Raw genomic sequence first — 21,277 nt, 5'->3', positions numbered from 1 at the left:
TTCTTTAGAAAGAAGGTGTTACAGTATATAAAAAATATAATGGTCTGCTTTTAATTAAAGACCCCTTAAGAGCAAAAAGGGAGAGTGAATGTGTTGCAACAAAAAAAAACAGAGACAAAAAACACCCAAGATAAAATAGAACAAATCCTTTTTGCCCAAACCGATAAAGAAGATATTGCTTATTACGAAAATGAAGAACTTCAAAAAGCCACAGCCATCGCGGTAAAAGCTTTTAATCTCCATCAGACGGGAAAAAATACCATCTGCTTTGAGCAAAATTTAACCCGTAGTAACAGACCTATAACCGTTATCACGCTTGTCAATGATAACAAACCCTTTCTTCTCGATTCTATTTTAAATGTTTTTAATCAACACAAAAACCATATCTATTTGATTGCACACCCCATTATTGATTGTGCTTCTGGAAAACGCATCAGTCTGATGCAAATTCACATCGAGTCATTAAACAAACAGCAAATACAAAAACTTGAAAATGAACTCACCTTAGTTCTTGAACAGGTTAATGCTGCTGTACAAGACTGGAAACCTATGCTTGAAGAAGTTGAAAAGCAGATTCATGCCTACCAAATAAGTCTTCCCCCACACTACAAACAAGAAGGCGAAAAAGCTATTGAATTTCTTCACTGGCTAATGGACGATAATTTCATTTTCCTTGGTATGCGCACTTACAACTTCATCAAAGACCAAAAACCCCTAAAATCCTTTACAGCCAGTAATATTGAACTTGGTATACTCACGGATGCTTCTATTCATATTGTTGACGATAAAAGCATGAAAGAACCTCCTCAAGAAGTTTTATCCTTCATGGAAAGCGATAATCTGTTTATCGTGACAAAAGCGAACAGCCGCTCCAAAATTCACCGTTCTGTTTGGCTCGATTATATTGGTCTTAAAATCTTTGATAAAGAAAACCAACTCTGTGGAGAATTACGCATTGTAGGGCTTTTTACCTCCTCAGCTTATACACGTTCTATTTTGCAAATTCCTTTCTTAAAAGAAAAAGCCCGAACTATTATTCAACGACTTGGACACAATCACGCCGATTATTCAGGAAAAGCACTCATCAGTGCTTTAGAAACCTATCCAAGAGATGAAATGTTTCGCTCTGATGTTGATACATTGACAGAAAACACTAAGCTTATTCTACAATTAGATGAGCGCCCACGTTTACGGGTTCTTGCCCACACTGATTCTTTTGGACGCTTTGTTTCTATCCTTGTCTACGTACCGCGTGACCAATATAGCAGCAGCTTGCGTGAAAAAGTTGGCGAACATTTTGTTGAGCTTTATAAAGGTGACTTTTTTGAATCTTATCCGCTATTTTTGGAAAGCACCCTTATACGTGTCTATTATATCATCCATCGCAAAGGAAACGAAACTGTTCCCCTTCATGAGCGCTCCACACTTGAACAACATGTACGTTCGATTGCACGAAGTTGGGAAGACAGGGTTCAAGCCATCGCTCTTACCCAGAAAATAACAGAGCAACAAACACGTCTAGCCAGTGAATTCCCCAACAGCTATCGTGATTTATTTTCAGCTGAAGACGCTATTAACGATGCCGGACATATTCTAAGTCTTCATGATGAAAAGCCCCTTTTCGTGATCTTTTATCACGCACAAAACAAAGAAAAACAGTACATTTCTCTTCGGCTTTTTCACCGCCATGAAGCTCTTGCCCTTTCCAAACGTGTACCACTCCTTGAAAATATGGGGTTTCGCGTTATTGCTGAACAAACCCTTGAATTACCAGATGGCAATGGGCGCTCTGTGTATCTTCATGATATGCAGCTGGAAAGTACTTTCCAGCGCTGTATCGATTTTGAAAAAGACGGGCAAAAACACGCCGAAACCTTTGAAGCCATTTGGGCACAAAATGCTGATAATGACGGCTTTAATGCTCTCACACAAACAGCTGAGCTTGATTGGCATGAAATTGTTATTTTGCGCCATTATGGGCGCTATCTCCAACAAGCTGGAATTCCTTATTCGCAAGATCGCGTTGCCCAAACTTTAAATGCTTATCCTGACATTACCCAAGATCTTTATGCTTTATTTCATTTAAAATTTCATCAAAGCCATACAGAAAAAGAACGGGAAAAAAACCAACAAGTTATTCAAAAGCGCATTGAAGAAAAATTACGGAAAGTCTCTGGTTTAGATGATGACCTGATCTTACGCCGTTATTGTAACCTTATCGAGGCGAGTTTACGAACGAATGCCTTTACGCCTCTTTCTGATGGAAATCCACGGCGTATTTTAGCCACCAAATTAAATCCACGCCAGATTGAAGGTTTGCCTGAACCGCGCCCTTACCGAGAAATTTTTGTTTATGGACCAGAAGTTGAAGGGGTCCATTTGCGTTTTGGACCTATCGCTCGTGGCGGCATTCGTTGGTCTGACCGTGCATTAGATTATCGTACCGAAGTGCTTAGCTTAGTCAAAGCCCAACAAGTTAAAAATGCAGTTATCGTTCCTGCAGGTGCAAAAGGTGGATTCTATCCCCATCGGCTTCCCCAAACAAATGACCGTGCTGTCATCATAGAAGCAGCACGACAAGCTTATACAGACTTTATCACAGCTTTGCTCTCCATCACAGACAATCTGATTAACGGCAAAATAAGTTCTCCCCATAATGTCATCTGTCATGATGACCCTGACCCCTATTTTGTTGTCGCGGCAGACAAAGGAACAGCAACTTTTTCTGATACAGCCAACGCCATCAGCCAAGCAAATCACTTTTGGCTCGATGATGCTTTTGCCTCTGGAGGCTCAGCAGGTTACGACCACAAAGACATTGGTATTACAGCTAAAGGTGCATGGGAAGCCGTCAAAAGACATTTTAGAGAATCATTTAATCACGATATTCAAACAACGCCCTTCACCTGTGTCGGTGTTGGCGATATGTCTGGTGATGTCTTTGGCAATGGAATGCTGCTTTCCAAACAAACAAAATTGATTGCCGCTTTTGATCACCGCGATATTTTTATTGATCCAGATCCGAACATAGACGAAAGCTATGCAGAGCGTACGCGTCTCTTCAAACTGCCTCGCTCAAGCTGGCAGGATTACGACCAAAGCAAATTATCAAAGGGCGGTGGTATCTTCTCACGAAAAGAAAAAACCATTACTCTCTCACCTGAAGCATCACAAGCCATTGGTTTCGAAAAACAAACAGGAACACCCTTTGAAATTATCTCTGCTCTTCTCAAAGCCCCTGTTGATCTTTTATGGTTCGGTGGCATTGGTACTTATATCCGTGCTGCAACAGAAAACGATGCCCAAGTAGGTGATCGTGCAAATGATGCAATACGCATTACCGGAGAACAAGTGCGTGCAAAAATTATTGGCGAAGGGGCTAATCTTGGTGTTACACAACGTGGACGAATTGAATATGTCTCAAATGGTGGTCGATGCAATACGGATGCCATTGACAATTCTGCTGGTGTTAATTGTTCTGATATTGAGGTCAATCTCAAAATTGTTCTTGCATCAGCACTACGTGCCAAAACGTTAACCCGCGAAGATCGCAATAAGCTCTTGAAAAAAATGACGCCTCAAGTCGAGCAACTCGTCTTGCGCAACAATTATCTACAACCTCTTGCGCTTTCTTTGGCGGAAAACCAGAGCACTGCTGATTTGCCCTATCAAATACGCTTTATGCACGACTTGGAACAAAAAAAGCTTCTAGATCGCAGAGTTGAAATACTCCCTGATGAGCAAATTTTACGACAAAGAACAACCCAAGGCAAAGGTCTTCTCCGTCCAGAACTCGCCGTTATTTTTGCCTATGCTAAATTGACCTTAAAAGAAGAAATTGCTAATAGCCCCATTGTTGATGATCACTATTTCAATACAACCTTGCTGAACTATTTTCCAACCCAAATTCAAGAAAATTTTAAGAAGGAAGTTATTAACCATCAATTGCGTCGTAATATTATCGCAACGCTGATTGCCAACGATATTGTAAATCGTGGAGGCCCCACTTTTGTTAATAGACTACACGATGCAACAGAACAAAAGACTGAAAATATTATTCGCGTTTTCATTGCCATCCGCGATGGTTTCGAAATTCCTCAATTATCTGAGCAAATTGATAAGCTTGATAATAAAATACCCGGTCTTGTCCAAAATAAATTCTACGCAGCAATGACCCCAATGCTCTTTGAAACAACCAATTGGGGTTTGCACAACATAGATCTCTCACGTCCATTAGAAGAAATTGTAAAAACAATAAAGCAAGCCCGTAGCGTTATTGAAAAAGAGCTTATGCATTCTCACGACAACGATATTAAGCAAAAGATTGAAGAAAAAGCATTACACTACAGCGAAGAGGGAGCACCAAAAGCATTAGCAAAACAATTAGCTCTCTTGGAAGCTGCTTCAACAATATGTGATATTTCTTTAATTGCAAAAAAAAGCAACAGTGATCTTATTAAAACCGCAGAGATCTACTTTTCACTTGCGCAAATCATTCGTATAAACCGCATTAACGAAGCAAGTCGTATAATTCCTGTAGTAGATTATTATGATAGTATGGCTTTAAGCCAAGCCAAAGAAAATGTTTCTGAAAGCTTTCGGCAAATCGTTATGAAAATCCTCAAAAATTATGGAAAGAAAAAAGATCCTTTTGACACTTGGAAAAAAACAGAAGAAGATCATATTCACAGCATTACAAACCGCATTAGCGCCCTTATTGAAAATGATCTCAATATTTCTCGTTTTACTTTTGCAGCAGGATTGATTTCTCAACTTCAAAATATTGGCTTTCAAACCTAAAGCAAATACAAAACGACCCACTCAATCTCCCGTTCTATCCCACCACCACGACAAACCAACTAAGACAGAGCAGAAGTTTGCATTTTAGACATAACACCAACAATAAAAATCTCGCTATTTATCACAATAGAATTGTTTGCAACAATTTCAAAAAAAACACCAGGATTGATTTCTCTCCCTAAAAACATAAACTTTCAGACTTAAAAGCAGTACAAAACAGCTAAGCTTTTGCTCCGTTCTATCCCCCCATGACTAATCAGCAAGGGAAGAACGAAAGCCCTATCCCGCATTTTTAGACAGAGCACTCAAAATAAAAAATAAATTCAGATTTTACTGTCAAATATCCTTCATCATAAAAATATAATATATTGATTTACAATCATAATTTTATCATTTTTATGATAACTGATAACCCGATATTCTAAAATTGTCTCATTTAAAATCTGTTTATATTCAATCAATTAACCCCATTTCCCCTTGCATATTGCAAATGGGAAAGCCGAATAGATAAAAACAGTAAAGAAAAGACTAAAAATGCCCCTCATAAACCGCCTCAAATGCCAAAATCCGCAGTAACATTGGGAGTTAGCAAATATAATATGATGGTGTTGCCCCAGCTTATTACTCCATAACCGAAAAGATGGTAGCCCTTAATGGCTCTATCGTTATACCATTCATAGGCGGCATCGTAAAATAAGAAGCACTGAGAAATATTTTTTTAAACAAATACGTAAATATGCAATACAAATATATTCTGTTTTACGTGGAAGACACATGGCTTCATTAAAAAACATCAGAAATAAAAGGATAAGCTTAATCTATCATTTAAAATGATATAACTGTAACTGCTTTTGAAATGCGTAAAATCGAATAAAAAATGACAGTAAAGATGGATGTTGATTTTTCCCTTTACAACTTCATATTCTCCTCCAACTAGGCTATTTACTGGTTTTAAGAGGTTACTCCCAAACAGATATATGCAATATACTCATTCCATATATAAAGAAAAAGGTTCCTAACAAGCACCACACCACCTGTATAAAAAGGCAATTCAGCATACTTTAAAATGCCACTTTTTCCATACAAACACTGTTACTATATGTAGTTTGATATAAGATTTTGTACTAAGTGAAAAGAGGTTGGACGAATTAGGAGTAGGTGGTAATTTTTTATTTTTATAGCTATTTTTTTTTACCATTAAATACGCATTTTGTTAAAATAGATTTTGACACTCTAAAATTGCAAAAAAGTATGAAAATCAGAAAAAATCGAAATTTTGTGGTAAAAATTAAAAAAGGCTTTGGTACAACACCTAAAGCGGAGCAAGACGACCAAGTTTTAAAAAGCCTAATTTTACCCACCCATTGTTAATGAGCAAGGAAAGAACGGGAGCGCCGTCCGCATTTTTAGGCAAAGCACCTAAAATAAAAAATAACGCTTGAAGATTATTGGTTTGCGCGGGAAATAAGCGCTGCAGAGTGTCAAGAAGCTTCATAGACTGAATAAGGACAAGTTCAAATTTTGCTGTCAAATATCCTTCATCATCAAAAGAAAAAGGTCCACTAATACGCACTGCACCACCTGTATGAAAAGTCAATTCACCTTGCTTTAAAAGTCCACTTTTTCCATACAATCGCTGTTGCCAATTTTTTTCTTCATTTTCAAACAGAAGAGAGGCATCATTTAAAATCCATTTCAAATTGCCATCAATTTTAGGAATATCAACAAAAGAAGATTTTAAAAAGGGAGAAGCATCAAAACCGTCAAAAGTTATATGTCCCGATAAATCATTCTTTTCATGTTTAAGATCAAGTCGAAAAAATTCTGCCGTTATTTTTGGGGAAGCTTCTTTTGGCTCTAACGGCTGAATAATCACGTTATGCGTATTTTGCAAAGATGCCTGATCTTCAATATTTTCTTGTGTCGTTTTTTTATCTGTCGTTTGTGCTCCTAACGCTTCTTGAAGCTTTTGACCTTCAAGGGAAGAAGAAAAAGGTGAAATCTCAAGCCCTTCAGCTATAAACTTCAATGTCTTACCCGTTTTCCAATAAGGTTCTGTTTCAATCATCAAATTGCGCCAACTGGATACTATGGAAGTTTTTCCAGAAAAAACAATTAATGCAGGGGAATGAACATTAAACTCGACCAAATGAGGTGCATAAATTGGTGCACCAGCTGTCAAACGCCCCGTCGATAAAGAAACCCCATGTAAAGGCCAAGAAAATTGAAACTTGTCACAAACAACACCGACACGTAAAGGATAACCATCCTTGTGCACATTCTCACATACCGCCGCCATATTATGGGAAGATATTTTTGTGAATATATCAGAAACATAGTCTTCTATTTTACGTGAAAAAAAAACCAGAACGCGCTATAAATAAATACCAAAGCAAGACAAAAGAGCCCACAAATTAAATAACTCAAAAAAAAACTTTTTTGTGATGATGGTATTTGAAAGGATTTAGACAATATTCAAACTTTCTTTATCTCTTAACTTCCTCCCCACCCTAAAAAGGATAAAGATTCCCAACCACGGTCAGTTTATACACAATCCAACTTCTTAATCGACCGGATTTTATCTACTGGTCACTTCAAGAAGTCCCTATACATCGTTCTAAAGTACAGTATCTCATAAGCTCAACAAACAAGATTTTCTTAAAAAACCCTTTACACCCTTTAACAAAAAACACCTCATGTGTAAAGTTTTACATAGATTTTCTACCTCTGCCTTAAACCATACTGTTTTACAGCACAAAAAAAATGATAATGAATAGTGTTTCTTAACGATAAAACCATTGAGCACCCCCATCTTTACGCTTATTGAGGAGCAAAGCCAGCACCATCATTATATTTGGCTACCCCCACAATTTTGCGATAGCCCTTGGCACTTAAGACAGTTCATAAGAAGCATTTTTAGTCTTTTCTTATACAGTTTTTGCCCACACGCCAGCCCTACTTGTGACAGCAAGCAAGAGGTTTTTATTGAGTCAACATACACAGGTTTGGAATGAGAAAACCTTACGATATTCGGGGTTCTCATTCAATATGCAAAACAGTGAATTACCTATATAAATCAATGCGTTGCCAATAATCACACAAGTACGGGCGGTGTACAAAAAATCTGGTGTAATGCGCTTTCAAACCATTGGCTCAAAGCTCGATCATAGATTAAACGACCTTTCAAATGTGCACAAGCAGGTTGAGCACCTTTTTCAGTCAATTTATGTGCCGAACGCACGACCAAACGCCGCATCATAGCGCGTGTAAACTCAGCATGAAACTGCAAGCCCCATGCATTGTTTCCATAACGAAAAGCTTGTGTAGGATATGTATTCCCTGTTGCCAAAAGCATTGCCTCTTTCGGTAAATCATAAATACCTTCATCATGGAAATGGTAGACCATTTCTGGCCAATTCATCAATTCCTTCCCTTGTGGGGTTGCTTCTAGTGGATACCAGCCGACTTCAACAGTCCCATCACTTCTTGTACCAACGCGCCCCCCTAGATTTCGCGCTAACATTTGTGCTCCAAGACAAATACCCAAAAAAGGCTTATTTTCCTTTAGTGATAACGAAATCCAATCAATTTCCTCACCAATATAAGCTTCGCTGTCATTCACACTCATCGGCCCCCCTAAAATAACAACGCCGGCATAATGCTCTAATGTATCAGGGAGTTTTTGTCCAAAAATAGGACGATAAATATCAAGAACAAAACCTTTTTGTTGTAAAAATTTTCCCAAACGACCAGTATAGGTAGACCGCCGATGAATAACGACAGCAATCCTTGGTTTGTTATTTTTTTGTTTTTTATCAAGACATCTCTGATTTAAAAACATTTTTTAACCAATCACCTCTGCTACCAAGCAAAACTTTATTTTTAAAGCATAAGAGAATAATTTTATTGGAAAAGACTAACGATATTTTTTCTTCTAGGTCAATTGTTTCTTCTGAGAAAACATTCGTATTATCACATTGGTGCAATTTAAAATAAACGAAACTTTTTCCTCGATAAAGATGTTTCTTCTTCTGTTTTAACCCCTGGATCATCAACATTTAAATGAATTTGACTGAACATTTTTACATCTTGTTCTTTTATATCTTGTTTCTCCACCTGCACATTATGCAAAAGAGAATTATCTATAGGTGTTAATTTTTCCAGCTTCTTATCTTCAACATCATCACTTTTTCCCATAACATACTCTTTGTCTTGCTTTTTCGGCACAATATTGTCCGCCTCTAATGTGAGAGAAGGCATACAGGGAGGCGCCTTCCATTCAAAACAGCCCAAACGTCCACTGATTGGAGAAACCGCTGACCAAGAAGAAAAAATGGACCCATCACACATCCATACTGGATCACGTTCAGCACGAAGTGCTAAAGAAAGCCATTGACGCACAGCACCTTGATTGTTTCCCTGTGCCTCTTCAATATCTGCCAACAATAAATAAACACTTTCCCGTGGATGACATTGTAATGCTTTTTGTGCCTTCTCTCTTGCTAATGCTGTTTCACCAGCATCCAAAGCTGCTTTAGCAATAAGGAAAGCCGACTCAAATGCATCTTTATTATAAGAAGCAAGTGTCTTAGCCCTTTTCAATCGCCCAATGGCTCCTTCTTCTCTTTCAAGATAAAGCGTCCCCAAATCAGGATGAGGATTCTTTTGCCAAGCCGCTATAATCATTTTATCCGCTTTACGCGTTTCATTTAACTTATAAAGAATATCAGCAGCAATAACTATTATTGGAACAAAATCAGGCGCCAATTTATGGGCTTTCAAAATAGCTTCACGTGCTTGTACAGGATGTGTATCAAACAAAGAAAGTGCCTGCCCACTTAGTAGTAAAACCTGTATATGCTGCCGCTCTGGAGTCGCGCGAACAGAACGCGGGAGAGCTTTTTGCGTTCTTTCAAAAACAGTAAGTGCCTTATCCCATTTACCTTCAGCACTTAACCGATCAAGCACCGCCTTATGCGCCCATAAAAGTGCTGGCGATAAGGTCAGTGCCTCTTCGGCATATTGTTGCGCTGCCTCATAAGCTTTACTCTTCATTGCTTCACGAAACAAACCATAAAGTCCAACCAGTTTTGTCGGATCTTCCTTTCTCATCTCCTCATAAAGACCGATGGCGCGAACAGAGTCATTTTGTAAAGACAAGGTTTGCGCTTGTAAGAGTTTTACCAATGGCTCTCGTTTTCCTGCAAGATATTTAGCAACCCGTGCTTCCATTTTTTGCGCAACCATACTATCACCAGCAAAAGTTGCAAGAATCCCCTTTGAAAGAGCTTCGTAACCACGCTTTTGGTGGCGTTTATAAAAATAATTGGAAAGAGCACTCGGTATGGAAAAAAAGAAAGATAATAACCACCATAAAAGCACCAGCGTTATAAAAAACAAAATAAGCACACTTAACACTGTAAGAAATGAAGCAGAAAATCTGAAATGCAAAAATGTGAGAACAAAAATACCATTGTGATTAGCAACCCACGTGAAAGCTAAACCGAGGATACAAACAACAAAAATATAAATAAAAACACGTATCATCTTGGGCCTATTTACATCTTTGTTGCTTTAAAAGATCCTTGTTGCACAGACAATAACAATTGCTGCAACAACTGTTGAATAGCAATATGTCTTTCAAGCTGCTTAACAAAATCCATTGAAACATCTTTTGCACTTTGAGGCAATGATTGCCATTCGCTCAAAGCCTTTTCGTAATCACCAGCTTGAATGGCAACTTCCATGCGTGCCGCAATAGCCTCCAGCGTTGTCCCTTCAACATTTCCAATCGGTCGCGAAACAATGAGCCCTTTTATCCACGCTAAAATTCGGTCAAAAAAACCAGCATCTGACGCAACAAGATTTTGCGTACCAACAATTGCATCGGCAACATGAGCAAAATTAACTGAAAGTTGTGCTGAACTTGGAAGACCCACAGTAGCTGTTTTTTGCAACACATCAAGTCCATTAATTGAAGGCGATAATTGTTGTAATAGCTTTAATTCATTATTATAAGATCCACCACGCTCTACAGCATTTTTTAATGAACTAATTGCAGTAAAAAGCGCGGTATCTATTTCTCTTTTCTCACTATTTTTAACAGCAGTTTCTTCCTGTAGTGCTTCTAACTGTTGTTTTAACGCAGCAAGATCATTTGCATTGCTCTGCCCAACAGACAAAGCCGTCTCTATATCTTTCGACTTTCTAACAAAAGTTTGTACAATTTCTTCAAGAGCTTTTACTTTTTCCTCTAAAATCGCAAAAGCTTTTTTGCTTTCTTCTTTCGATAGTTCATCATTTTTCGTTGTTTTAAACTGTTGTGATGAAAAAGAAGACAACTCTGTTTTTAACGCATCGATTTCTTGAAAGACCCGCCTCAATTGTTCCTTTGTGTCTTCACCTTGACTTTTTGCGGCTTCAGCAATCTGCAAAGCTTTTTCTCCTCCAGCAGAATTTTCCACAAAAGGAGAAGGAAAAAAACCAACCCATTGAAGCCCCATAAAAATTCCCAAAGCAATGAATCCTCCCAAAATCCCAGAAAGCGACAAGAAAAGCCAAGTTGTACTAGAGGTACTTTTATCCTGACCTTGCATATTCTGTTTTTCTCGCGCATGAGCTTCTACAGAATTGTGGATTTTTCCCTCTGAATCATGGGGAACAGCTTCATGTTCAATAACTGGTTTCTTACGGCGCGTACCAGCATAATGTGGTTTAACTTTTGGTTTTGAAGAATCGACCATCTCTGTCACTTTTCGTGCACACTTTTTTTAATGATAAAATAATAAAATGAAAAAAGTTTTAAAAACGCAGCTTTTCTCAATAATATTTACAAGTATCGCCTTTAATAGACAAGTTTTTAAAAAAACATTTGCATTTTATACTCGAAAATACAGCTTTATTTTTTAATCAACGATATCATAAAATTCAAAGAAATAGAAAAAACAATTCTAAGAGAAATACTTTCCATCTTTTTCTGTTCATGGTACGCACGCAAGAAAGAAGCTTCAATATAAGGTTTTGTTTAAAATGCGTCTGCTGGGAATAGAAACAAGTTGTGATGAAACGGCAGCGGCTGTCATTGAATATAACAATGAATCAAACAGCCGAATTCTTTCCAATGTTGTTTGGAGTCAAATTGATCACCATGCACCTTACGGCGGTGTTGTTCCTGAAATTGCTGCTCGTGCCCATGTTGAAGTTCTTGATCATTTAATTCTGCAAGCACTAACAGAAGCAAACACAAAATTAAAAGATATTGATGGCATTGCAGCCACCAGTGGTCCTGGTTTGATAGGAGGATTGTTAGTAGGCGTTATGAGCGCAAAAGCACTCTCTCTTGCCACTGGCAAACCATTTATTGCGGTAAATCACTTAGAGGGACATGCTTTAACAGCTGTGTTAACGCACAACGTCAGCTTTCCTTATTTATTACTTTTAGTTTCAGGAGGTCATACACAAACAATCATTGTTCATGGAGTAGGTAACTACCAACGTTTAGGAACCACTATTGATGATGCATTAGGAGAAGCCTTTGATAAAACAGCAAAACTTTTAGGTCTTCCTTATCCTGGTGGACCAGCACTTGAAAAAGCAGCTTTATTTGGTGATAAAAATCGCATCCCTCTTCCACGACCTTTAAAAGGTGAAAAACGGTTAGACTTTTCTTTTTCAGGACTCAAAACTGCTGTTCGACAAGCCGCAACAGCCATAGCTCCCCTTACAGAAAATGATATTGCTGACATTGCCGCAAGTTTTCAAGCCGCTGTGACCGATACAGTACATGATCGTATTCACCTAGCCCTACAACACTTTACCCACCAATATCCTCTCTCTCATGATCAAGAAAAGCGTTCTCCTGCTTTGGTTGTCGCAGGCGGTGTTGCCGCAAACCAAGCCATTCGCTCTACGTTGCAAGAACTTGCCCATCAACATGGTTTTGAATTTATAGCCCCTCCTCTTTCCTTGTGTACCGATAATGCTGCAATGATTGCTTTTGCCGGTGCACAAAAACTCGCACGAGGAGAAACAAGCTCTCTTGACATTGCACCCCGCTCACGCTGGCCATTAGATGAAAAAGCCGCGCCCTTGATCGGGATGGGACGCCGTGGAACAAAAGCATAATAAAATTGACGTCCCACACACACCTTAAAGAACGAAGATTTCTACTCAATCCGGTTTATAGATAGCCCGAATTCTCTATCGAGCAGATTCCAACCTGCTTCCCATTCACACAATTCACTTAACCCAAAGCTCGACACGTAAACCTAAATATTCACCACATATTCTGAAAACCTTCATGTTTCAAAAAACTGCCTTATATCATTACATTTCAAATGACGGTATTTTACAGCATAATAAGATCTACTCTCTCCCACGAAGCATAGATATGAATGCCATTCGTTGACCTCTTCATCTTTGACCATTCATTCGTTTCATTATCATTGTAATCTTAAAGCTTTTTAGAACCAATTTTCTTCATTTTTTCCCAAAAACTCTTATAGTGACCGCATTTCAAACCATAGCTGAAAAGATAAGAAAAGAGCAAAATACCTTTATACAACATGAAATATCAATGGAGCGCGTCTCTCTATTTTGAAACAAGAAAAAAAAGATAATAGCCGTTCTTTACCCCATTTTAAAAATCATCGTTGATGGTATTACAAAGATACTTATAAAAATGCATAACAATCTATGAAAAAGGAGAACTCATGGCTTATTGGCTTTTTAAATCTGAACCCCATAAATGGTCATGGGAGATGCAAAAGAAAAAAGGAGTTAATGGCGAACAATGGGATGGTGTACGCAATTATCAAGCCCGTAATAATATGCGTGCTATGAAATATGGCGATAAAGGTTTTTTTTATCATTCAAATAAAGGTTTAGAAATTGTAGGAATTGTAGAAATATGTGCTGAAGCGCACCCTGATTCTACAAGCTCTGATCCACGCTGGGAATGTGTGGACATCCGTGCACTTTGTGACATGCCAACACCTGTTTCATTAAAACAAATTAAAGCCAATCCCAAACTAGCAAATATGGTGCTGGTCAAAGCCAGCCGCTTATCAGTGCAACCCGTAACAGAAGATGAATGGAAAGAAGTCTGTTTGATGGGCAACCTTAAGGAGGAAATGCTTTTATCTTAAAACAATAGTTTTTTATTCATTAACTCATATAAAAAGATGCTTCGTAGCGCAGAAGAATAAGCTCAACACATCCTTCTGTTGAGGTATTCTTATGCTAAATGCATAAATATGATATTTTTTTGTCATTTTTTATCCTGCACTCTTTCTCAATACAGTCTCCTTCCAAATTACACAAAAAACCTCTTTATGATGCATCTTTTCGGCATTGCTAAAGGCAAAGCTTGCTCAACGATTATAATAAGCACCACCACGAACATAACACACAATCCCCTTCACACACAAATGCAACAAAAAAACAAAACTGAACGTGGATAAAAACAATAAAAACGATCGTGAAGTTCTCCTAAACAGTGCATATGTGCTAGGTGTTGCACAATTCTCTTCACGCTTAAAAAACGCATCATATTGCGTGTTCATTGTTTTGCATGTTGGACGAGTGCGCCTCATGCCGCAGGATTCTCTCATTCCCAACCTGTTTATATTGAATCAATCAAAAGCTATTTGCTTGCACATTACAAGCGGAGAAAGTCCCATATGGATAAAAACCGTGAAAGAAAGGACTAAAAATTCCTCCTATGAATCGTCTCAAGTGCCAAGGACTATCCGCAACACCCACGAGCTGGCAAAGTGAATGATAGTGCTAGCTTGTTTCTCCATAAAGCGTAAAGATGATGACACTCAATAGCTAAAACACGTTCTAGAACATAAAAAACGCTTCCAACCAATACGTAAAATACTCTGCAGACGGAATACCTTCTTTTCAGCAAGCAACCATTAGAAATTATAAAAGTTTATTTTTTAGAAACGCTCTTTTTTAATTTTTCTCTTTTAATTTTTCTTGCATGAAATCTCATTTTTCATGAAACTATACCAATCAGTGCATCAACATGCCTATAAGGAACAACATGAACCACTATACTCTTTTAATCGTTGAAGATGATGATCTACGCCCCATTTTAGTAGAACAATTGCAAATGCATCAAGAGTTTAAAATTTTCCAAGCAAAAACAGCAGAAGCGGGAATGAAAATAATCCAAGAAGAAAATATTGATCTCACTATTTTGGGACTTCAACTTCCTGATCTTGATGGTTGCAAAGCAGTTAAACAATTACGCTCCCAAGGATTTCGTGCCCCCATTATCATGATAACGAATTATGATACAGACTGCGATAATATTTTAGATCTTGAAACAGGCGCCAATGATTATGTGACAAAACCCTTTCGCTTTGCGGTGTTATTAGCGAGAATTCGAGCACAGTTGCGCCAATATGAACAAAATGAAGACGCAACCTTTCATATTGGTCCCTATACTTTTAAACTAAGACAAAAACTTCTTCTTGATCAATGCAACAATAAAATCTGTCTCACAGAAAAAGAAGCAGCGATCCTTAAATGTCTCTATTATGCCAATGATAAAATTGTCAGCCGTGAAACATTGTTAGAACAAGTTTGGGGATATAATGAAAATATTGTCACCCATACTTTAGAAACCCACATCTATCGTTTGCGACAAAAAATCGAAAACGATCCCTCCAATGCACAAATTCTCATGACAGATCAAAATGGTTACCGTTTAAATCTTTAATTCGAGATTTACTGTTTCAAAAATAATTTTAATATCCTAAATGAAAACAGAAACGAGATGAAAAAAACTTCGCGTATAATTCAAATGCTATTACATAAAACTTACTCTTATCTGTACTCTTATAACAAAATATATAACATTATGAATAAAAAACGAAATATTCAACATGAGAACCAGAAACAAAAATGCTTTCAAACCTCACGATATACTTTGTAACTTCTGTTTCACATGCTTTTGTTCTTTCTAAAATTTTTAATATGTTCTGCATATAAATAATCGTGATATCTTTTAGCAACATTCTTGATCATAACTATCATCTTTAGATGAGTGCTATTTATGATTATTTTTTTCAGAAAAACCGCTCCACGCAATGCTTTATCTCATATTCACTAGCCTAAATTGAGAGATGTTTTTTATCTTTATAGTTTTCCTCCATTCTTTATGATTTTATCTCCTCTTAAGAGGTTGTATAATTAATGATATAACGCTAAATGTTTATCCTAACGATAAAGCCACTGAGCACCACCATCTTTACCCTTATAAAAGAACAAGCCGGCACCATCACACACTTTGTTAGATTTCAATGTTGCAGAGGAGCCCTTGACACTTGAGAGATGGTTCATAAGAAGCATTTTAATCCTTCCTTGTACAGTTTTTAACCACCATGAACCATATTATGCAAGATCCCTTGGACTCTGCTATTTTTATGCTTACGAAGATACCAGCATTTTTTCTTTTAAAATGTTTCCACTATTCATGAAATATGGTTCAGTATATAGATACTTGAGATTTTTTATTCACATGCCAATTCCACATATAATGTACAAAAGAATATTTTTTAATTGTAAATGCAAAAAATTGAAATAAGAGAATCCTTCTATATTTGCGGTTCTTATGCCAAAGGCAAAATGATTAATTATCTTTATAAATTAAAATATTCCGCACTTGTGGTGATAACGCAGGAATAAAAATACGTCGCGACTGACGACGCTGTACGAGCAAACCCTGATAAACACGTTTTTGTGCCTGACACATTAAGAGTCCACCAAAATAAGGCAAAAGATAGCGTGCAAATGGCTCATAAAAAAATGAGAACAACCGCGAAACATAACCCGTAGAGGGCATATAATGTACAATTTCTTGTATTGGCCCAGAAACAAAATTTGTTTTTTCAAACAAACGAGTAATTTGTTGCCGACTATAGGGTTCGCCATAACCAAAGGGCGTAGTAATATTGCGCGCCCAAAAGCCAGAGCGATTAGGTACAATAACGATCAAGTGGCCATTGGGTGCTAAAACACGCCATATTTCATTCAACGTTTCAAACGAATTTTCTGTATATTCTAATGCATGTACCAATAAAATACAGTCAACTGACGCATCAGGAAGTGGCAAATCTTCTTCAAAAACAAGCGCTGTAGCAACTTGCTCAGCACAAGGCCAAGGCGAAGCACCCTGAGAAGCTGGCATAAAAGCAAAACATTGTTGGGCACGTTCACGCAATGTAGAAAGATAAGGAAGCGCATAACCCAACCCCATAATCCGTTTATCCGTAAGATCAGGCCACCATAAATTCAATTGGTCACACAGCGTCTTTTGCACACGCAGCCCAAGTGCAGAAGCATAAAAATCTTTCAGCGTAACGATATCCAACTCAACATACCATGTAGAAACAAATTTCAAACATTACAGATTTTCATATACCAAACTTATATGGACTTCTGCTCTTTTTCCGCAATAGCGAACATTTTAATATTTCATATTTTAAACTTAAATGATCAAAAAATCAGTACAGCAGGATAATTATTGCCTTACAAGCACTTTAATCATTTTTTGGGAGATGAACTCCATAGAGGTTCTTCATACACTGTTTTTGACATCAATTAAGAAAAAAGCCAACATTGGTTAATTAAAATGAAGCAATCTTTCAAGATAGTTTTTTTCTTCTTCTGAAAGATGCTCTTTACCAAGACGTTTGCGAATTTCATCCAAAATCTGCCGCGTACGCATTTGATCACTTTCTTGTGGTAGTGCCTCGCCTTCTTGTTCTTCATCTGTTTTTGAAGAAAGTGGACGTCCTAACGGATCTTTAGGACCAGAATCAGCATTTTGATCATCTCCCGTTTCTTTGAGTGTTTCGCGCATTTTTTTCAAAACATTTTGTGCACCTTGCCTCAAAGATTCCAAAGCATCAGACTGATTTTGTATAGATACCTGATGATTTCCATTATCAAGAGCATTTTCCGCAGAATTCATTTTTTCTTCTGCCCTTTTCAACGCGCCCCCTGTTTCAAATCCTTGTTCTGATAATTCTTTTTCTAATGTTGATAATTCAGACTGCAATTCAGCTTGACGTTTTTTTAAAGATTTTTTTTGTGTTTCTGGCACATCTTCTCCGCGTTTTTGTTCCATCTCTAACTGATGTGTTTCATTGAGAATTTCTTGCTGACGACGCATTAAATCTCCAAGCTGGTCCATCTTTTCTTTCATTTGTGCAGATTGGCTTTTTTCTCCCTCATTTTGATTGCCTTTTTGCACATGCAAATGATCAAGCGTCTGTTCAACTTCCGCCAAGAGTTGTTCAGCTGCTAAAGAAGAGCCCGTTTTAGCCATTTCCTCAATTAAATTTAGCTTTTCTTGTAATGTAGATTCAGAAAGATTAGGACTTTTTGAGCTTTTAGAATTTTTAGAAACTTGACTATCCGGTGCTTTTTCAGCCAAAGCACGAATATACTCATCCATAGCTTGACGTAAATCTGCCATAAGCCGTTCAATTTCTGCCGCTGAAGCACCATAACGCAGTGCATCACGTAAAGCAGCTTGTGCTTGTTTTAACTTTTTTTGCACGGATTCAAGCTGATTATCTTCAATACCCAAAGCAATTTGCCATAAATAATCCACCACATCGCGCAAATCCTCGTCTGTTTGTGCTAAAGAAAGTCTTGTCCACGCACTTTGTAGAACAATAAAATGCGATGCATTTTGCAACCCCTTTTCTGGACGCACAAGCAAAGCAGAAAGCATATCCAATACACGCTCTTTCACAGAAGCATCAAGAGCTAATAGACGACGCAATTCAACCACTGCGCGTGCAACAGGATTCGAAAAAACACGCTGTGGTAATATCATAACAAAAGTTTTGCTACGCCCTTTCTGCCCCGCACCATCTTCTGCCACCAAAGTAATTTTGACTTGCGAACCTGCCCATGGATGCGCTGATATATCCTGCACCATTCGCATTTTCCCCTTTCCACCACGCGGAAGAAGAAGCTCTATTTCCGGAGCATTATAAAGAGAAGAAGCACTTTTATTCTGAGGAAGAAAAGGCTCTATTTCAACAAAAGCCTTTGTCACACCATAATCATCATCCACCACATATCGTAACTCCAACGATCCCGTTAAAATCCTCCCTGGTTTTTCCAGCCAATGAATTGTCGGAAGCTTGTCCTTAATTATCTGCAAATGCCACTGCTGTTTTTTACGACGTGATGATACAAATAAATTTATTGAATGCTTTAAATGTGTTTCAAAATGAACGATTGGATCATTCAAAGCTGTTTGTTCCGTTTTCTCTAAAAACGAAACTTCCCTCCCATCTTCTACAGACTTTGCTTTTACTGTAATACCAGCTCCATTGACAATACGCACAACAACATTACTCCCTTCAGGGATTTCTAGTTGTGTTTTCTCATCTTTTGTCAAATAAATCGGTGCCACACCGGTATAAGCTGGGGGTGTTACCCAAGCATCAATCCGCATGAGTTTTTCATCAACGACAGGACGAAAATCAAAGGCATCAGCCAAACGCCCCCCTTGTGAACCAAAAGAAAAACTAAAAGCGCACACAAAAAGAAGAGCACACAAAGCCCTCAAAGCCAAAGGATCATAATCCGCACTATTAAGAGAGATAAATCCAGTTTTTAAATGGTATAATTGCTTTGCCATTCGGCGTTGATGTTCACGCCAAATAACAGCACTAAAATCTTCATCATTTTCAGAACATAAACGATCTGTCTGAATATTCAAAGGCTGGTGTCTAAGATCATTGACGCGTTCAAGGCGGCAATTTACTTCCCGCATTGTGGGAAACCGAAAACGAATAAGAAAAAACAAACTCGCCCCAGCACAAACAAGTATAACCCCAAGTAAGAGCAAATGTGACCAATAGCCCAAAATGCCAAAAAGTCCCAACCAGCTAAACGAACAAAAGAGACTAAGAACGAGGAAAAATGGCAACAACCGTACCCACATCCGTTCAAATGAAAGGATCCCCCACATCAAAATGCGCACACACAAAAGCTTCATTGCAAAACCTTTGATGTTTTTATTTTTCATAAACAAGCATTTATCCCCTTTTATCGTGGTGCATTAAGATCATAAACCCCATACAAAACAATTTCTAGAAAATAAATTGTTTCATCAAAGTTTAGTAAAAATAAGACCCAAAATATTTACTAATGCTCAATCTAATTTGGGCTCAATCCAATCTGGAATATGATCACAGCCTATCAATTGTGCATAATCAAGGCGTGGACGAATGACTGCATAACGCGTATCCTGAACCAAAACTTCCGGCACCAAAAGTCGACTATTATAAGTGCTTGCCATCACTGCGCCATAAGCCCCTGCTCCTGTTAACATCAAAACATCACCCGCTTTCAACACTGGTAAAGAACGTTCCAAGCCTAAATAATCACCAGTTTCACAAATAGGACCAACAATATCAGCATTAATCAGAGGGGCATCTACTGGTGTTTTTTTCACTGGCATTACATTTTGCCACGCATCATAAAGCGTTGGACGCATGAAATCATTCATCGCCGCATCAACAATAACAAAATTTCGTCCTTCCCCCTTTTTTAAATACACAACCGATGTCACCAACACACCAGCCTCACCAACAATACTACGCCCAGGTTCTAAGATAATATTGATCCCTAAAGGCGCAATATGTTTCTTTACCAGTGCTGCATACTCAAAAGGAGAAGGTACTGGATGCTGCTCATAACCATAAGAAATACCAAGCCCGCCCCCAATATCGATATGGGTTATCGCATAACCATTATTCCGTAATTGACGCACAAAATCTGCAACAATAACAAATGCATCTTCAAACGGTTTTAAATCACAAATTTGACTGCCAATATGGAGATCAACACCACACACATGAAGACCGGGCAATTGGGCTGCTTTTTTATATGCATCACCCGCCAAAGACAGTGGAATACCAAATTTATTCTCAGACTTACCTGTTGTAATTTTCTTGTGAGTCTTAGCATCCACATCAGGATTAATACGTAAAGAAATACGAGCCGTTTTTGAAAGCGCAGCAGCCCGCGCCGATAATTGTTCAAGTTCTGGCTCTGATTCAACGTTAAAACAATAAATATCTTGTGCAAGAGCAAAATCTATTTCTTTCACTGTTTTACCAACACCAGAATAAACAATATTCTGCGCAGGAATACCAACAGCAAGTGCACGCCGTAATTCCCCTTCTGAGACCACATCAGCTCCCGCTCCATTGTTAGCTAAAAGTTGTAAAACCGCTTGATTGGAATTCGCTTTAACCGCATAAGCAATTAAACTCGGCATATCATGAAATGCATTCTGATAATCTTTAAAATGTGCAACGATTGCGCTAGCTGAATAACAATAAAAAGGTGTTTCAACTTTCCGCGCAAGTTCCAAAAGCGAAAGACCTTCAGCGTGGAGCACACCCTGATGATAAGAAAAAAAACGCATAAA

The 21,277-nt window shown here is 38.0% G+C and carries 12 protein-coding genes; 4 read left to right on the top strand and 8 right to left on the bottom strand.

What is annotated here, in order from left to right; translation table 11 throughout:
- Positions 1-90: 90 nt before the first annotated feature.
- Positions 91-4,800, top strand: a complete 4,710-nt coding sequence (locus ACFIKN_RS05065) for an NAD-glutamate dehydrogenase (RefSeq protein WP_375658003.1) — start codon at positions 91-93, stop codon at positions 4,798-4,800.
- Positions 4,801-6,112: 1,312 nt separating this feature from the next.
- On the opposite strand, the gene ACFIKN_RS05060 is transcribed toward ACFIKN_RS05065, so the two are convergent.
- From ACFIKN_RS05060 to ACFIKN_RS05045, 4 genes are all read right to left on the bottom strand, one after another.
- Positions 6,113-7,099 carry a DUF2125 domain-containing protein gene (locus ACFIKN_RS05060; RefSeq protein ID WP_375658002.1) on the bottom strand — a complete coding sequence of 329 codons (987 nt, stop codon included), beginning with the start codon at positions 7,097-7,099 and terminating at the stop codon, positions 6,113-6,115.
- A 795-nt stretch (positions 7,100-7,894) separates the two neighbouring features.
- A complete protein-coding gene (locus ACFIKN_RS05055) occupies positions 7,895-8,641 on the bottom strand; it encodes a glutamine amidotransferase (protein ID WP_273790078.1) in 747 nt (248 codons plus the stop codon).
- 146 nt (positions 8,642-8,787) lie between these two features.
- On the bottom strand, positions 8,788-10,347 hold the full coding sequence (locus ACFIKN_RS05050; protein WP_375658001.1) for a heme biosynthesis protein HemY: 1,560 nt from the start codon (positions 10,345-10,347) through the stop codon (positions 8,788-8,790).
- A gap of 11 nt (positions 10,348-10,358) precedes the next feature.
- Positions 10,359-11,543, bottom strand: a complete 1,185-nt coding sequence (locus tag ACFIKN_RS05045) for a COG4223 family protein (RefSeq protein WP_375658000.1) — start codon at positions 11,541-11,543, stop codon at positions 10,359-10,361.
- Positions 11,544-11,829: 286 nt separating this feature from the next.
- Between ACFIKN_RS05045 and tsaD the strand changes: the two genes are divergently transcribed.
- The 3 genes from tsaD (at position 11,830) to ACFIKN_RS05030 (ending at position 15,532) form a co-directional block, all read left to right on the top strand.
- Positions 11,830-12,924, top strand: a complete 1,095-nt coding sequence (gene tsaD / locus ACFIKN_RS05040; protein ID WP_375637323.1) for a tRNA (adenosine(37)-N6)-threonylcarbamoyltransferase complex transferase subunit TsaD — start codon at positions 11,830-11,832, stop codon at positions 12,922-12,924.
- 587 nt (positions 12,925-13,511) lie between these two features.
- Positions 13,512-13,946 (top strand): EVE domain-containing protein, encoded by a 435-nt coding sequence (locus tag ACFIKN_RS05035; protein WP_273790082.1) that lies wholly within the window; start codon positions 13,512-13,514, stop codon positions 13,944-13,946.
- A gap of 905 nt (positions 13,947-14,851) precedes the next feature.
- Positions 14,852-15,532: a response regulator transcription factor gene (locus tag ACFIKN_RS05030; protein WP_375630684.1), complete on the top strand. Its 681-nt coding sequence runs from the start codon at positions 14,852-14,854 to the stop codon at positions 15,530-15,532.
- 500 nt (positions 15,533-16,032) lie between these two features.
- Here ACFIKN_RS05030 and ACFIKN_RS05025 read toward each other — a convergent pair whose 3' ends face one another.
- The 4 genes from ACFIKN_RS05025 to lysA form a co-directional block, all read right to left on the bottom strand.
- Positions 16,033-16,164, bottom strand: a complete 132-nt coding sequence (locus ACFIKN_RS05025; RefSeq protein WP_375630682.1) for a DUF4102 domain-containing protein — start codon at positions 16,162-16,164, stop codon at positions 16,033-16,035.
- Positions 16,165-16,444: 280 nt separating this feature from the next.
- Positions 16,445-17,215, bottom strand: a complete 771-nt coding sequence (locus tag ACFIKN_RS05020; protein WP_273790085.1) for a class I SAM-dependent methyltransferase — start codon at positions 17,213-17,215, stop codon at positions 16,445-16,447.
- 222 nt (positions 17,216-17,437) lie between these two features.
- Positions 17,438-19,867 (bottom strand): TIGR02302 family protein, encoded by a 2,430-nt coding sequence (locus ACFIKN_RS05015; RefSeq protein ID WP_375657999.1) that lies wholly within the window; start codon positions 19,865-19,867, stop codon positions 17,438-17,440.
- A 126-nt stretch (positions 19,868-19,993) separates the two neighbouring features.
- On the bottom strand, positions 19,994-21,274 hold the full coding sequence (gene lysA, locus ACFIKN_RS05010) for a diaminopimelate decarboxylase (RefSeq protein WP_375657998.1): 1,281 nt from the start codon (positions 21,272-21,274) through the stop codon (positions 19,994-19,996).
- Positions 21,275-21,277 lie beyond the last annotated feature (3 nt).

This window comes from Bartonella sp. CL436QHHD, assembly GCF_042195105.1.
Taxonomy (GTDB): domain Bacteria; phylum Pseudomonadota; class Alphaproteobacteria; order Rhizobiales; family Rhizobiaceae; genus Bartonella.
This window is presented reverse-complemented; position numbering and strand designations above follow the sequence as displayed.

Excerpts from the sequence above, each read along its gene's own strand:
- ACFIKN_RS05055 (WP_273790078.1), bottom strand. The coding sequence starts at position 8,641 with ATGTTTTTAAATCAGAGATGTCTTGATAAAAAACAAAAAAATAACAAA.
- ACFIKN_RS05030 (WP_375630684.1), top strand. The coding sequence starts at position 14,852 with ATGAACCACTATACTCTTTTAATCGTTGAAGATGATGATCTACGCCCC.
- ACFIKN_RS05025 (WP_375630682.1), bottom strand. The coding sequence starts at position 16,164 with ATGCTTCTTATGAACCATCTCTCAAGTGTCAAGGGCTCCTCTGCAACA.
- tsaD (WP_375637323.1), top strand. The coding sequence starts at position 11,830 with ATGCGTCTGCTGGGAATAGAAACAAGTTGTGATGAAACGGCAGCGGCT.
- ACFIKN_RS05050 (WP_375658001.1), bottom strand. The coding sequence starts at position 10,347 with ATGATACGTGTTTTTATTTATATTTTTGTTGTTTGTATCCTCGGTTTA.
- ACFIKN_RS05060 (WP_375658002.1), bottom strand. The coding sequence starts at position 7,099 with ATGGCGGCGGTATGTGAGAATGTGCACAAGGATGGTTATCCTTTACGT.
- ACFIKN_RS05045 (WP_375658000.1), bottom strand. The coding sequence starts at position 11,543 with ATGGTCGATTCTTCAAAACCAAAAGTTAAACCACATTATGCTGGTACG.
- ACFIKN_RS05015 (WP_375657999.1), bottom strand. The coding sequence starts at position 19,867 with ATGAAAAATAAAAACATCAAAGGTTTTGCAATGAAGCTTTTGTGTGTG.
- ACFIKN_RS05035 (WP_273790082.1), top strand. The coding sequence starts at position 13,512 with ATGGCTTATTGGCTTTTTAAATCTGAACCCCATAAATGGTCATGGGAG.
- lysA (WP_375657998.1), bottom strand. The coding sequence starts at position 21,274 with ATGCGTTTTTTTTCTTATCATCAGGGTGTGCTCCACGCTGAAGGTCTT.